Source organism: Arsenicibacter rosenii (assembly GCF_001870735.1).
Lineage (GTDB): Bacteria > Bacteroidota > Bacteroidia > Cytophagales > Spirosomataceae > Arsenicibacter > Arsenicibacter rosenii.
This window is the reverse complement of the sequence record NZ_MORL01000005.1, coordinates 1-15,024: the sequence shown is the minus strand read 5'-3', so window position 1 is coordinate 15,024 and position 15,024 is coordinate 1. Positions and strand designations below refer to the sequence as shown.

Annotated in this window: 10 protein-coding genes; all 10 read right to left on the bottom strand. The window is 54.0% G+C overall.

All coding sequences use genetic code 11. The features are described from left to right. Positions 1-54: 54 nt before the first annotated feature. Positions 55-1,191 (bottom strand): acyloxyacyl hydrolase, encoded by a 1,137-nt coding sequence (locus tag BLX24_RS11180; RefSeq protein WP_071503241.1) that lies wholly within the window; start codon positions 1,189-1,191, stop codon positions 55-57. A gap of 24 nt (positions 1,192-1,215) precedes the next feature. After that, complete coding sequence (locus BLX24_RS11175; protein ID WP_071503240.1) at positions 1,216-2,694, bottom strand: capsule assembly Wzi family protein; 1,479 nt, start codon at positions 2,692-2,694, stop codon at positions 1,216-1,218. Positions 2,695-3,103: 409 nt separating this feature from the next. After that, complete coding sequence (gene gmd, locus BLX24_RS11170) at positions 3,104-4,216, bottom strand: GDP-mannose 4,6-dehydratase (RefSeq protein ID WP_071503239.1); 1,113 nt, start codon at positions 4,214-4,216, stop codon at positions 3,104-3,106. Positions 4,217-4,238: 22 nt separating this feature from the next. Continuing rightward, complete coding sequence (gene fcl / locus BLX24_RS11165; RefSeq protein WP_071503238.1) at positions 4,239-5,177, bottom strand: GDP-L-fucose synthase; 939 nt, start codon at positions 5,175-5,177, stop codon at positions 4,239-4,241. Positions 5,178-5,463: 286 nt separating this feature from the next. After that, the gene (locus BLX24_RS11160) at positions 5,464-7,020 is read right to left on the bottom strand and encodes a hypothetical protein (protein WP_071503237.1); all 1,557 of its coding nucleotides are present in this window, start codon (positions 7,018-7,020) and stop codon (positions 5,464-5,466) included. Between the two features lie 37 nt (positions 7,021-7,057). Beyond that, entirely contained in the window at positions 7,058-7,774 is a 717-nt protein-coding gene (locus BLX24_RS11155; protein WP_071503236.1) for a hypothetical protein, read from the bottom strand. Positions 7,775-8,094: 320 nt separating this feature from the next. Next, positions 8,095-8,862 (bottom strand): tyrosine-protein phosphatase, encoded by a 768-nt coding sequence (locus BLX24_RS11150; RefSeq protein ID WP_071503235.1) that lies wholly within the window; start codon positions 8,860-8,862, stop codon positions 8,095-8,097. 212 nt (positions 8,863-9,074) lie between these two features. Then, a complete protein-coding gene (locus tag BLX24_RS11145) occupies positions 9,075-10,022 on the bottom strand; it encodes an NAD-dependent epimerase/dehydratase family protein (protein WP_071503234.1) in 948 nt (315 codons plus the stop codon). A gap of 113 nt (positions 10,023-10,135) precedes the next feature. Next, positions 10,136-13,603: an endonuclease/exonuclease/phosphatase family protein gene (locus tag BLX24_RS11140; protein WP_071503233.1), complete on the bottom strand. Its 3,468-nt coding sequence runs from the start codon at positions 13,601-13,603 to the stop codon at positions 10,136-10,138. Positions 13,604-13,680: 77 nt separating this feature from the next. After that, the coding region (locus BLX24_RS11135) for a T9SS type A sorting domain-containing protein (RefSeq protein WP_143092647.1) at positions 13,681-15,024 on the bottom strand (1,344 nt) is incomplete at its 5' end.

Sequence of the window (15,024 nt, the reverse complement as noted above, 5' to 3'; positions counted from 1 at the left end):
TTAAACTTATAGTTATTTATTGAATGCTTAGATCTTACTTTTCAATTTTGACGTTCAAAGTACCCAACCTGTTAGAACATGAAACCCCTTTGTAGTTTCACGATCAGCCCTGACGCCTACACCAAAGGTAAACCCATTACTCAACTGATAGAGTAACGAATAGCGCTGAAACTGATGGTAATGCCGGATATACCCATTAAATGCAGGGACAACAAAATTCCAGGCATAATGCGCTTGTACAGTAAAACGTCCATACCAGAACTCATAGCCTGCCAAAATCGACGCCTGACGATATTGAAAGTTTGGTCTTGATAACATAAGCGTTTTTAAATATCGATCGTCAATATACTGTATGCCTACCGATACCGCATGTTGCCGTGTTAACCGATAGCCGCCAACCAGATCTGCCCCCCACATTTTCGTCACCCATTGCTCTTTTTCTTTAAAGAGGTCTTTGCTGGCATACGGATCAAAGCGCGAAATAATCCGGATTGAGCCAAAAGCCGTTGCCCGTGCAAACCAATGATTAAATGAATTTGGCGCATTGCGTATAAAGTTAACCGGTAAACCATCCGGTTGTGGGCTATAGATGGTGCCAATACCAATGGTGGGTAAATTAAGACCGTTGTTTGGTTGTTTAGTACCACCATTCGAAATATGGCCAAACTGAACCGATAAAACGCTCTGCCAGTTTGGTGTCAGGCGGTAATGCAGGGCGGCTCGGGCGGCAATCATGTTGCTCACCGGCAGACTGACAAACTGATTGGTTGGGTTGGTCTCGGCATTGAAATACCGGCTTAGATACGAAATACCTAGCGAGGCCCGGACAGATCCGTAAAGCCGGTGGCGGTAGCCTATCAAGGGTTCAAAAAAGATACCGGCTCCCGCTGTCTGCCCCAAAACGGTTGGATTGCCCAGCTGATAGTAGTTAACATATACCCCCGTTTTAGCAAAACAATTACAGGCTTCCCAGGCTTTCCGGCTTGTCCCGACGCGGCTATATGTGAGTTCGAGCCCAAATGGGTTATGGCTGGAGGGTGGATTGGTTTTGCCCGGACTGTTGAGGCCTGTAAGGATTGATCCTCCCCACTGGGTCAGGTTCAGCGTTGTATCAGTTTGCCCTGACGATATAAACGGGGTTAGACAGGAGAGCAGGATAACGATGAAGGTAATGCGTAACGGTGTATGCATAGAGCGGCTGTACAGAGTGTAGGGCTACCAGGTTTTACGAATGCCGATAAATCCGCCGATGGAATTGACGTATAGCTCGCCCTGGTCAATGGCAAGGGCGATGTTCAGGTCAAAGCGCTGCCCGGAAACAAAGATCGGCGCAATGGCTTTTAATATTCCTGAAAATTGCTTTGGCTGTTGTTTATTAACAAAACTCCCCAGGTTATGCGAATAGGAAGCCCGCCCTTCCAACAGTACTGCTGCGGGTAACTGCAACAAAAATCCCAGGTGCGCCACCTTAATTTTGTTGTTGGTAATGACGCGAAGATTGGGGTCTTTCGTATTTGTTAAGCCTGGCCGGACATCTTGCCAGCGGGTAATAAACGGCGTGCCGAGAATATTATGATCAACAACCCAACCGGTCCGGTATTGGGAGTGATTAAAGTAGTTATCTCCCCCCCCATAACGTTGGTCGGTACGGGTATGGGTAAGGCCGCTTTGATCGACAGTATACACATATTCAACGGTAAATTGCTTTAGTTGAATACCTTTTGCCTTTGTGTTTGTATTCTTCAGTCGTATGCCATAAATGCCATCCGGGAAGTTCATGTAAATCAACCCCGATTTATCTTCAAACGGATGTTGGTTGTAAAGCAGGACGTTCCAGTTTTTCACGGCAACCTCAATAGCTAGATCAATGTTGCCCAGATGATTGCCAATCTGATTCAGCGTATCAATAGACGACAGGTTTTCGGAAAAGCCTTTCGGTTGCTTAGCCACCAGCATATACAGATAATCACGGAACGAAGAGGGTAGTTTACCATCATCCCTGCCACCATATTTACGGATAACTCTATAAGTTGAATACCCGCCCCACTGCACATTGTGTAACAGTCCCCCATAGATGCGCACCGGCCACGATGGTTTACCAATCCGACCATACACCGCTTTCTGGTGAAGAAATGAACCACGAACTGAATCAGCAGCCGGAAACCAGCCGTGAGCCATAAAGGCATTAATGGCCAAAACGCCTTTGGTGAACCCAATGGGCACAAAACCGGTTGTGCCAAACTGCACCCGTGTAATCGGCAACGCATTGCCCGACCAGGAATAGGAGCCGGAGGTAAGCAGCGTATCGGTCAGCCCAATTACCTGCCGCCGTCGGCCTGCCCAAAGCTCCAGGGCCCCGCGTCGAATACGTCCGTAGGCTTCGGGTACCAGTACCTGATTGGTTGCGCCGACGTTGCCAACGACATAGGCACCGTAGCCCGCTGCCCACTTGCTCCCTTTTTTGAGGGGGCGCTCAAAGGTCGTGCCTAGCCGTAGCGTTGCCGAGGAGCCATTCAGCGGTACCAGGCCAAACTGATTGGCGCGTAACCAGAACGGGGTCCGGTTGGTGGAGCAAATGACACCGCCCAGCTCCGCCGTATAACTGGCCGGTTTGCTGGTGGAGTCTGGCACGGTTTGGGCCATCGCGGGCAGGGAGAGCAGCAAGCCTCCCAACAGGTTCAGTAATCGCGGCATTCGTTAATCTTTATTTTTACCACATAGCCACATAAGGAAACAAAGGTCTTATGCTAGTGTGATACGTGATATGTTGATTTTCCTCCCCCAACCCCCTCCAGAGGGGGAGAACGGGCAGCTCTCCCCCTCTGGAGGGGGTTGGGGGGAGGGGAATAAAGAGCGCTTAAGCGTTCTTTATTCCCCTCCCGAATCGTCGGCCCGGCCTGAAAAACAGGAGAGGGGATGTTTCCGGGCTTTAGAGCCCCTTCCCTTGACGTCTACTCTTGTAGGGGTTTTATTGGTAATTTTACCTCACCCCCTGCCCCCTCCCGAATCGTCGGCCCGGCCTGAAAACAGGAGAGGGGGAGGGGGTATTTTCGGGCTTTATAGCCCCTCCCCTTGACGTAAGGGGAGGGGTTGGGGTGGGGTTTTACTCAAAATAATTCAGCACCGCATGCCCGTTGGTGGCCAGCAACTGATCGCGGGTAAAGAGGTCGAGATCGGCAGTCACCATGTCTTTGACGAGCGCAGGCAGGTCGTATTTGGGTTGCCAGCCAAGTTTCGTCATCGCCTTGGTCGGGTCGCCAAGCAGCAAATCCACTTCGGTTGGCCGGAAATAACGCGGGTCGATACACAATACTTCCTGACCCACCGATACCGGATAGGCCGGATTGCTGGCCGAGACCACCACCGCGCGTTCGTCCACACCTTCGCCGTCGAAGGCCAGTTCAACACCCACTTCGGCAAACGCCATCCGGACAAAGTCGCGGACGCTCGTGGTGATACCGGTTGCAATCACAAAGTCTTCGGGCTGCTCCTGTTGCAGGATCAGGTACATGGCTTCGACATAGTCTTTGGCATGGCCCCAGTCGCGCAGCGAGTCGAGGTTGCCGAGGTAGACTTTGTCCTGCAGGCCGAGGGCGATGCGGGCCACGGCGCGCGTAATCTTGCGGGTGACGAAGGTTTCGCCCCGCAGCGGCGATTCGTGGTTGAACAGGATACCGTTGCAGGCATACATGTTGTAGGCCTCGCGGTAGTTCACCGTAATCCAGTAGCCATAGAGTTTGGCTACCGCATAGGGTGAGCGCGGGTAAAACGGCGTCGTCTCCGACTGCGCATGGCCCTGCACACCGCCGTACAGCTCCGAGGTCGATGCCTGGTAGATGCGGGTTTTCTCCGTCAGGCCCAGCAGGCGCACCGCTTCCAGAATCCGCAGCGTACCGATGCCGTCGACCTGGGCGGTGTATTCCGGTTCATCGAAGCTCACCCGCACGTGCGACATGGCCCCGAGGTTATAGATCTCGTCGGGCTGCACTTCCTGAATAATCCGGATGATGTTGGTCGAGTCGGAGAGGTCGCCGTAATGGAGTTTAAACCGTACGTTTTTGTCGTGCGGATCTTCATACAGGTTGTCGATGCGCTGCGTGTTGAAGAGCGAGCTGCGGCGCTTGATGCCGTGGACTTCGTAGCCTTTGCTGAGAAGGAGTTCGGCGAGGTAAGCGCCGTCCTGGCCGGTGATACCGGTGATTAGTGCTTTTTTCATGGTTGTATCGTATGTGTAAACGCTAGACGTAAACCGTCTGCTTATCGAGAAAATCCTGATACGTCAGCGCGAGGCCTTCGGAGAGGTCGATGTGGTGCTGCCAGCCCATGCCGTGGAGGCGGCCCACATCCATCAGTTTGCGGGGTGTGCCGTCGGGTTTGTCGGTATTCCAGCGCAGGTCGCCGGTATAGCCCACCACATCGCGGACCATTTCGGCCAGCTCGCGGATGGTCACGTCTTCGCCGGTGCCGATGTTCACAAACGGTTCGCCGTCGTAGGTTTCCATCAGGTACACGCAGGCGTCGGCCAGGTCATCGGCGTGCAGAAATTCGCGGCGGGGTGAGCCCGTCCCCCAGATTTCTACGGCGGGAGCGCCGGTTACTTTCGCTTCGTGAAATTTGCGGATCAGGGCCGGTAACACGTGTGAGCCCTGCAGGTCGTAATTGTCGTTAGGGCCGTAGAGGTTGGTCGGCATCGCCGAGATAAAGTTACAGCCGTACTGATGGCGGTAGGCTTCACAGAGCTTAATGCCGGCAATCTTGGCGATGGCATAGGGTTCGTTGGTGCTTTCCAGATAGCCGCTGAGCAGACTGTCTTCGCGGAGCGGTTGCGGGGCCATTTTCGGGTAAATACACGACGAGCCCAGAAACAGTAGTTTGGTCACCTTGTGCCGGTAGGCGCTGTGGATGATGTTGCTCTCGATCATGAGGTTATCATACAGGAACTCGGCGCGGTAGGTGTTATTGGCCAGAATACCGCCCACTTTGGCAGCGGCCAGAAACACATACTCTGGTTCTTCGGCGGCGAAAAAATCCTCAACGGCCGTCTGTTGCCGGAGATCCAGTTCGGCCGAGGTGCGGGTGATGAGGTTGTGATAGCCTTTGGCCTGCAGGTTGCGGACGATGGCCGAGCCCACCATACCACGGTGTCCGGCCACGTAAATCCTGGCGTCTTTTTGCATAGTTTACTGGTATAGTTTTTTTGTATTAGTTACCTACTTGCTATAGTATGCTACTGTATTTTTTCTTTTATAAACTAAATATAGTCGTTTGGTAGATACCGGAAATACCGGTTCCTCAAGACATGGAAAAGTTTATATAGATTGTTGTTATCAAGCAACTTTTAAAAACCTTCCAGGAAGGTTTTTACATCGTACATCGTAAATCATACATCGTAAATTAAATAGCCCCTTCCCCGAACAGGTGGAGAAGGGGCGGTGACCATGGATCGTAGTCAGAAAACGAACCTTAGTTCGGGCAAACCAGTGTACCCGACTTGATATTTACCTGAATGGGTTCCAGGGCGGTGTCGCTGTTGCCGGTTGTGAATTCATAATTGTATGAACCCTCAAAGTCAACGCGTGCCTGGTAAAGGGTATTGGGCTTCAGACCGATTAACTGCCCTTCGCCTTGTTTCACCACGGTCGAAGAGGTCAGTGGTTTGCCTTTTTCAGCATACCATACCGTTACGTTCGGATACAGGGCCAGGGACAGGTCGCTGCCGTTCAGTTTCGGTGTTTTGCCGTTGGCACAGGTTACGTTCGCTTTGAACGATACGTTGACCACACGCTTGGTATACTGGACCAGTTTTTCCTGCTTGCCGCACAGGCTGTTGAGCGAAAGGGTACCAAACAGCTCGCCTTCCGAGTCAAACAGTTTCACCGTTGCCGGTTCTGACAGGGCGGTCGGGAAGTCGATGGATGAACTTGATGAGCCTTTTACTTTCAGGCCTTTCTGCTCAATTTCGTATGAATAGGCAAAGCCTTCGATTGATGTATTGCCGGCATTCACAACATTAATGTCCAGTGAGCCGGTGCACGTGTTTTTCACGATTTCACCCAGACCGATTGGCTTAGACACATCCGTAATGTTGAGCGGAATAAACGTGCTGCCGTTGATGTTGCTGATCGCTGTGCGACTGGCCGCGATAAACTGACCGGTTGCACCATCGTAGTTTACGATATCCACTCCGCCTGTGCCGTCGGCCGGTATCAGCATGGCAATGTCATTACCGGTAAACGTAACCGGCTTACCGCCGCTGGTAAACTGAATATCCAGATAATCATACAGTTTCAGCACCACGTCAGATACTTTATCGCCTTCTCTGAGCGAAACGCTTGAGCCCACCGGCGCACCACCGCGACGGATGAATACATCAACGCGTGAACCCTGAGCCAGTGGTTTGCCATCTTCGCCCAGGAATACGGTACCGGGCTTAATCGCGGCCTGAATGTTGCCGATCGGCAGTGATTTCAGGCTTGGGTTTACCCCGCCGGCGCCCACGGTAAAGTTGGTACGGATCACGGCAATATCAGCCGGCAGATTTTTTTCATCGACCAGTTTTACCTGGAACGGATCGTTGATGGCTTTCGTCAATACCAGGTTCGTGCTGCTTTCCATGTAGGAGGTGTAGCTTGGCGGCGTTACCTGTACCAGGATGCGGGCCGGCTTTTCCAGCGTCGGCACTTCACCGGTCAGATACAAGGCAATCGAGCCTTTGGTCGTAAAGGTCGACGGCAGTTTGTTGCCTTGTGAGTCAACCACACGGTCGGCGTCCGGACCTGAGATGGTAACCGTTACCCTCGCATCACTAATAGCGTCAAGGGTTTTGGCGTCGACGATGGCACCGGTTACCTGGGTAGCAGCCGGTTCAACACTTACGCGGGCGGTGATACCGTTCAGCGGCTTGAGGCTGAAGGTGTCGCGCAGGTCCTGGCATCCCGTTACCAGGGCGGCTCCGGCCACAGCAATCAGGGCTGTTGCCCGTGCTTTGCGGAGCGGAAACGATTTAATAATACGCTGCATAAATTGGTCAGTAAAGGTTTTACAGATGAATGATTAATTAACGATTAAACAGACTTGCCTTGAGGCGATAAGCCAGACCTATGTTTAGAATAGGATAGTACTTAAGCGGTTTCAGGTTGTTTTCTAATACAGCTCCCTGGTCACTGGAAGGAGCAAGCATACCCGTTGTACGGAAGTCGATTTTGGGCGAGTTCTGGAAAAACATCCCTAGGTCGACCATCAGTTTGAGGCGCTTGCGCAGGAACGGATGTCCCCAGCCCAGGCCTGCATATGGCGCGAATCGTTGAAAACGGGCAGTTCCTTCAATGGTACCAATGTCCTTAACCGTGAAGACCACATCATTAAACTTGAAGTCCTTCGTTGACTGACCAAAAAGTGAGAACCGGTTACGGTTGAAATAGGTCCCTGCCGTCAGGCGAAAGCCTAACCGCCGGAACGGGTAATAGTCCAGTAAGAGATTAAACGACGTCAGCTTAAACGAGTAATCAAACGCTAACTGCAGATCGTCGGTATCTTTACCTGCGTTATAGATGCCCTGGTAGTTGAATAGGTTGACGCCTGCCCGGGCGGCAATATGGCGGGAAACCGAGTGGGCCACCCCAACCCCGAATCCCGCGGTGCTTACCTGCAACATAGGTGCCAGTCCGGTTTGATACGCTGGCAGCGGGCGGCTTTTTTTGAGCGGCCCGTCATCCGCACTCTGACTGACAAGCGGCACTGTCAGCAGCCATAGCAACAATACGGTGTGGTTCATCCCGGTAACCAGTATCTAAATGGTTAATGATAAGATTCAGGTTTTTCAACATTGCCCCTCTTGTCTTTTCCGCCTCAATACCTGCCTCTCACCCAATAAAAGACCTCCGGATCTGATATAGACAATAGAATGTACTATAAGTCTACATTTATTCAATATGGTATCTTAAATGATGCATCAAAGTTAACGTATAGAAAAGAATATATAAATAGCTGTACTATGCTATTTCAAATTAATATATGTACTATTTGGGGATTCTTTTAAACGGTACTTTTATGTAACTAATTGATTATGGCTATTTTGCTAAAAAATGTAACCATTTAGTCGATTAAAAGGGTATGATTGAGGAGGGGTTGCTCAGAAAGTAACTGCCAGTCGGAGGAGGTAAACAGTTTGCGCATGTCGTTCAGATCGCGCGGTTGGTGCAGGTCGCTGCCGATAAAATCGATGGCCTGTTGTTTGAGCAGAAAGCGGGCCTGCCGCTGTACGGAACTGCCATAGCGTCCGGTGAGCGACATCCAGTTGAGCTGTAGTTTACAGCCGGCCTCGCGCAGGTGAAGCAGGGTTTCCCTGTGGTCGTGGTAGTATTTATACCGTTCGGGGTGGGCCAGAACGGGGGTATAGCCTTTGGTCTGAATCCGGAACAGGATGTCGTCGAGGTAGTTTGGGGCCGAAGCCCAGCCGGTTTCGACAAGCAGGTAACGCTGTGCTCCGAACGAAAGCAGGTCGTTTTCTTTCAGCAGGCCGGGAAAAAAGTCATCAAGCAGGTATTCGGCGGCTACTTCAACGGTCAGGGGCAACTGATGGGTTTCGATTAATTCCTGAACGGTTTTCAGGCCATCGCGGATGGTTTGCGAGCTGTTCGGATACCAGTCGCGGCTGACGTGCGGGGTGGTAATTACTTTTTTTATTCCCCAGCTGACGAGTTGTTGCAGGCAGGCGAGGGTATCGTCCGGATGCTGAACGCCATCATCGAGCCCCGGCAAGAGATGCGAATGAATATCTACTTCCCAGAAACAAGTCTCGGTTTGAGCTGACTCATTTCTGAAGGTAGATAGTATCCGGTGCCAGAGGGAGGTTTGTTGCATGCGTAAGGAAAAAGTACTGTCTGATGATAAATACGTAAAAAAAAGCGATAAGGTTGTGTCAGAAACAATATATAGTCATAATGTAGTTTATCAGACTTAGAGTATAGTAAGTTTTATTTGAATTAAATGGATATACGGCATACGAAAACGTCAAATAAACTACTTTTTAGACGAAGTAGTCGCAAATAGTATCGTATGGTACCGTTAAAAAATCAGCGTTTTTTTTTATGCCAGCTAATAAAACGCTGCAGGCCTTCGCGGAGAGGAATGGCGGGGTGGTAGCCGATCCGGCGTTGGGCGAGGGTGAGGTCAGCGGCCGTGTAGAGGACATCGCCCGGCTGAAGCGGAAAATGCTGGATACGGGTCGTCTGACCGGTGAGTTGTTCGAGCAGGCTGATGAGTTGTTGCAGGGAAATGGCTTCTGCGCCGCCGATGTTCAGCCGCTGAAAGCCCTGCAAATGGGTTAACGCCTGAAGAAAGCCCGTGACGGTATCGTCGATGTAGGTGTAGTTCCGCACGACGGAGCCATCGCCGAAAACGCGGATGGGGGTTTGGGTCAGCAGGCCATGAACAAACTGGCTGATGGCCATTTCGGGGCGCTGACGCGGCCCATAGACGGTAAACAGCCGCAGGCAGCTGATATCGAAGTGATACAGGCTATGGTAGGCGTGTGCCAGCAGCTCGGCCGCATACTTGGAGGACGCATAGGGCGAAACGGGCTGCTCGCCGGTCTGATCTTCCCGGAAAGGAATGCCTGGTGTATTGCCATAAACCGACGAAGACGACGCCAGAATAAGCCGCCTGACGCCGGTCTGCCGCATGGCTTCCAGCACAGATAACGTACCGTTGACATTCACATCTACATACAAGGCGGGCGCAAACACCGACGGGCGGACACCGGCCCGGGCGGCTAAATGAATGACCGTATCACACTGATGACCGGACAGGATATCGGCCACCAGTTCCTGCCGGCGGATATCCCCTTTAATGAAATGATAGGCCGGACTGCCGGTGAAGGCCTGAATGTGCTGCTGTTTTAAACCGGGATCATAGTAGTCGTCCAGGTTGTCCAGGCAGATAACGGTATGACCAAGTTGCAGGAGCCGCTCCGTTAAATGAGATCCGATAAAACCGGCACCACCTGTTACTAAAATGGTCATGGAGCAATTGTGTTTTTGGCAAAACTACGTAATCAGCTCAATTTTCACAGAAAAGGCCCCCTACAGTTTACTATAAGGGACCTTTTTCTGTGTATTAGTAACGAGGGCGTACCTTACTGGCGGATGACCTTCACCGTTTTCTGCTGCGTGGCGGTCGATACGTTCAGGAAGTACATACCGGCCGAACGGCCGAGTTTCAGGCGTTGCTGCTCGGCGGCACCGGCGCGGTCAACGGTTTGTGCGCTGATTTGTTTGCCTTGTCCGTCGACGAGCAGGAGCTGTACGGCCTGTCCTTCGGCGCCCCGGATTTCGACCTCCAGCATGTCAGACAGCGTCGGGTTACCCAGCAGGGTTACCTGGAGGGCTTCGCTGCGGGTCGCTTCACGGGCAGCACAGGCCGTCCGGAAGTTGAACGAACGGGTAACCACCACACCACTCTGACGGGCTTCCATCTGAATGGTCGCGTTATTCGGGTCGGCTACTACGGGCGCTTCAATGAAGGCAACCGGATTGGTACTCCAGTCGCGGACACCGATGGCGCGGTAGTCAACGGCGGAGCCATTACCCCCGGCGCTCTGGAACGTAATCTGACGCGTAGCACAGTTGTATTGCGGGGCCAGCAGCGACAGCGAACCCGGCTGTGTAGGCGGGGTTGTGGTACCGCCGCAATTGGCCGTCCGGAAGTTGAAGACGCGGGTAACGGTAACGCCGTTCTGGCGCGCTTCCAGCAGGATGGTCGTATTGTTCGGATCGGCTACCACCGGTGCTTCGATGAACGCTACGGGGTTGGTGCCCCAGTCGCGCACGCCGACGGCGCGGTATTCAACCGGCGACCCATTGCCGCCTGTCGACTGGAACGTAATCTGACGGGTGTCGCAGTTGTACAGCGGGTCGGTCAGGGCCAGTGTTCCGCCCTGGGCCGGTACCAGTTTCGTCAGGTCGAAGCGGGCCAGTACCGGGAAGTGGTCAGACGTGGTATTGCTGTAGTTCAGGATACCGGGCTGGAAGACAAACGCCGAGTTGGCGATGTAGGCCGGCTGTAGTTCGTTTGAAATCGTGATGTGATCCAGGAAACTGCCGGAACCGAATGACCGGCATCCCTGCGCTTCGAGTGCCTTCGTCAGGATTTCGTAGTTCGGGTTATCGCTGCCGTTATCAAGCACATCAAAAGCACGGTATGACGAAGGTTGACCACTGGCAATAGAACTCAGAATCTGATCGTTATAGTCCCCGGCGATAATGACGTTAGCATTCGGGTAGCTGGCATCCAGCTCGGCTTTCAGTTCCAGAATGTCGTCACGGCGGCGTGTGTAATCGGCCGTGGCCGACCCTGATTTCGCGTGAATACCGACAATGTACACTTTCTGCGTTACCCCGTTGACGGTCACATTGGCCGCAAACAGATACGGCAACCGGCCCGACGACCAGTTGTTGGCGTTCGGGTAGTTATACTTGCCATCGAACAGGGCGCGGCTTTCGCCTGCCAGGAAACTGACCGTGCTGTTTTTATAGATGACGCAGACCTTCTGCGCCAGCGACGACGGGCCGAAAACGGTACCGTCGCTGTTTACGGACTGGTCGCAATCGGCCTGGAAGTAGTACGAAAATTTGTCGGAACAGACCAGACTATAGCCGCTCAGGCTGTTGCTCACCACCTGAGCCAGCAGGTTCTGGTCGCTCACTTCTTCCACAACATACACATCCGCATTGAGTTTGTTCAGCACCGTAGCAACGTTTTGTGCCTGCAACAGCTCGTTGGCCGGTCCGTTGTCGGCATATGGCCGGGCGGTCGGCGACGTCGGGCAGGTAATCACACCGCTGTCGGCACCAAAGAATTCAAGGTTAAACGTGGCCAGGTCGAAGGTCTGATCCGGCGACAGCGAAATCGTCTGTGAACCGCCGCAGGTCTGATCGGCAAGGGCCACGCTGGTAGATCCCGGTACGTCCGGCAGGAAGCGCGGTATCAGTTCGGTGATGTTGGTACTGCCGCTGGTAAAGTGCTCGCTGATACCGGTGATGGTGAGGTTGCCGCCTGGTTTGGTTGAGCCGTTCAGGTCGGTTGAGGCACGGATGAACAGCGTACCCGACTGACCGCCGCCTGTCAGCGGGTAGGTGGTGGCGGTAAACACATCGCCGCTGCCGCCGATGGCTACCCCCTGTACCTGAACCAGCAGGCCTTCGTTGGCCGGCAACTGGTCGAGCGTAATCACTTTCGGAGCCGGAACCCGGTTCGGAACGCCCGACACAATAGTCATGCTGGTCACCACGATTTCTTTACCACCCTGGAAGACGGCGGTTGCACCGGCCACCTGAATAGAGTCGCCCAACTGTACCTGGTTGCCCAGTGCTTCGGCGCTTCTGAACAGCTGGATACCGCCGGTACCGTCCTGCATATAGAAGGTATTGCCGCCAAACTGACTGCTGACCGTTACGCGGCCGGCAGCTACGGTATTGATGCCCGTCGGGTAGCTCCGGATGGTGGCAATCGGCGTAAACCGGCTGCCCGGCGCACTGACCACACCGGTAACGCCGACAGAGGCAGTACGGTCACCGCTCTGCAGCGTAATGTTTCCGGAAACGGCACCGGCGGCCGCACCCGTTAAGCGGGTATAGACCGTTGTTGTGCCGGTTGACGCAGGCAGGCTGAGCGTAGCCGCAAACGTGGCATTGTCGAGGCTGAGTTCAACGCCTGCCGGGGCTGTAATCCCGATCGGAGCCGTCAGGCCGCTGGCCGTGATCACAAACCACTGTGCTGCTGACGGAGTGCCCTGGACGGCCGTAAAGTTACTCAGTGACGTAGGGTTGACGCTCAGAACGGTCTGCACCGGCGGTGTGCCGGTCGACGCCACAACGGTCAGATCGTCGATGGCCAGGCCATGGTCAGAACCGGTATGGTCGGGATCGTACCAGCGCAGCATGATTTCCTGTCCGTCGGGAATGTTCACGACAATGGTACCGGAAATCAGAACGCGGTTGGCCGCCGCATTGCCGTCGAGGGCGGCGGCTGTACCACCGGTAACGGGGCTGGTAAAGTTGAGCGCCGGCACCTGGGTATAACCGGCGGGGGCAGAACCGGAAGCCGGCGAGGTTGAGGTTACCGCGCTGGCAACAACGTAGGCAAACGTAATGGTCTGAGCCGCAGCGGCCGAGTTCCGCCACTGTTCGCCGGCGTAGCTGACAGCCAGCGAGGTAATGGTTGCGCCGGTCGTATTTTTAAACCGGAAGCCATACGAGAAGTTACCGGCGGCCGCATTGCTGGAGCCGATGGTCCCGAGCGCCCGGTCGGGCTGGTCGGTCGTCCCGTAGCTGAATACACCGCCGGAGTTGCTGGCCCCGTTGTTGGCTGTAATCAGGTTCGGGTTGTTGGCGCCTGTTTTCTCTACATACAACCCCGGGGCACCCGGCGTGGCCGCCGAGTTGGGGTTGAGGGTAGCCGTACCGGATTGCGGCAGGGTTGGTGCCGTAAAGGGCTGCGTGTAGGAGAGGGAAGACGGGGAAAACTCAATCTGGGCGTGAGCTGCCTGCGTCAGCAGCAGAACACCGGTGAGTACCCGTACCGTGGATCGTATAAAACGCATCATACAAATGGATTAGTTGCTGATTAACTACATCACAAACCTACCAGGTTTTTGGGTGTAAACGAGAACCGTCGCTCGGATTACTGTTTAATAATGCGAAACGTTTGTTGTTTTTTTATACTTCGGACGGTCAGCAGATAAACACCTGCCGACTGACCCAGTTCGAGCTGGTATGGTTTAAACCCTGAGGTGGCTGTGACTTCCCGGCTGCTGATTGTCCGTCCCTGTAAATCGGTGATGATAAGCCACAGAGGTAATCCGTCTTTGCCGGCCAGGGCAATCTCCGCATGGCGGGCCGATGTCGGGTTGCCTGCAAGGGTGACCGAAAAGCCGGTGTCTTCCACCGGCATTCGTCCTGCGCCGGCCGTACATGGATTGGTGAGCGTATAGGTCGTCTGCGCGGGCACCTCATTGGTTATCAGGTTTCGCTGGCGGACAAACGTCAGTATCACCGGATCGGCGTCTTGTACGCTGACGGTGCAGCTGGTGGTCCAGCCGGTAACTCCCGGACTCATAAACTCAAAAACGGTATTGGCCTGGAGCTGCCCGCCGTGGGGAAAGAAAGAAAGTATGCCGCCATTCTCCTGACAGGCCAGCGAGGCCGACAGCGTGAGGGGTTGCCCGAGCGTGGCTGCCGGACTGGCACAGGATTGCTCCGTCACCACTACCGTCTGTGTTACCGGCGGGGTGGTTGTGACAGACCGGCACTGGCTGCTGTAGTCGAACGTGAATACAGCAGAATTTACACCGTTCTGTTGTACCTGAAGCTGTATCGGCCTGCGTTCTGCAAAAACATCGTTATCGAGCACAAGAGGTTGACTGGCTGGCTGGAAACTGGTCACCAGCAGAATCCGCTGATAGACCGGAGCACTGTTGCCGCCGGTTGTCGATACGGTAATGATCCGGCTGTCGCAGCTGATACTGGCTCCGGCAATTTGTAAAGGCTGGGTGTTTGGTTCCGTTGCGATGGGGGTAACCGTTACCGGTAGCGGACGTGCACAGGCCGGTATCGGCAGTATATAGCGAACTATACTGACCGGATTGCCGGTATTGCGGACCCATATCTCAAGCGGAGCCGTATCATTGAAAACCGGAATGGTCAGTGGCCCGGTTTTAGCTGACCATGGGGTAATACCTGCCGCCGCAACTTCATAGGGTGACCCGTCCCCGCCGGTAGCCGCCACAAATACCGTAAGTTCACCGGGTTGGCAATTCAACACACCCGCCGACAAACTGAGCGGACAAGCCTGTACCTGAATAGTCAAGGTTGCGGTTGCCGCACAGCCATTGGTGGTGCCGGTGACGGAATAGGTCGCGGTGGCGTTGGGCGTCAGGTTCAGTCCGGCGGTATTAGCCCCGGTCGACCACAGATAAGTGCTGGCTCCGCTGGCCGTTAGGTTGACCGACTGCCCCAGACAGACCGT

Coding starts and splice junctions, on each gene's coding strand:
- BLX24_RS11145 (WP_071503234.1), bottom strand. CDS start 10,022: ATGACCATTTTAGTAACAGGTGGTGCCGGTTTTATCGGATCTCATTTA.
- BLX24_RS11160 (WP_071503237.1), bottom strand. CDS start 7,020: ATGCAGCGTATTATTAAATCGTTTCCGCTCCGCAAAGCACGGGCAACA.
- BLX24_RS11155 (WP_071503236.1), bottom strand. CDS start 7,774: ATGAACCACACCGTATTGTTGCTATGGCTGCTGACAGTGCCGCTTGTC.
- fcl (WP_071503238.1), bottom strand. CDS start 5,177: ATGCAAAAAGACGCCAGGATTTACGTGGCCGGACACCGTGGTATGGTG.
- BLX24_RS11180 (WP_071503241.1), bottom strand. CDS start 1,191: ATGCATACACCGTTACGCATTACCTTCATCGTTATCCTGCTCTCCTGT.
- BLX24_RS11150 (WP_071503235.1), bottom strand. CDS start 8,862: ATGCAACAAACCTCCCTCTGGCACCGGATACTATCTACCTTCAGAAAT.
- BLX24_RS11140 (WP_071503233.1), bottom strand. CDS start 13,603: ATGATGCGTTTTATACGATCCACGGTACGGGTACTCACCGGTGTTCTG.
- BLX24_RS11175 (WP_071503240.1), bottom strand. CDS start 2,694: ATGCCGCGATTACTGAACCTGTTGGGAGGCTTGCTGCTCTCCCTGCCC.
- gmd (WP_071503239.1), bottom strand. CDS start 4,216: ATGAAAAAAGCACTAATCACCGGTATCACCGGCCAGGACGGCGCTTAC.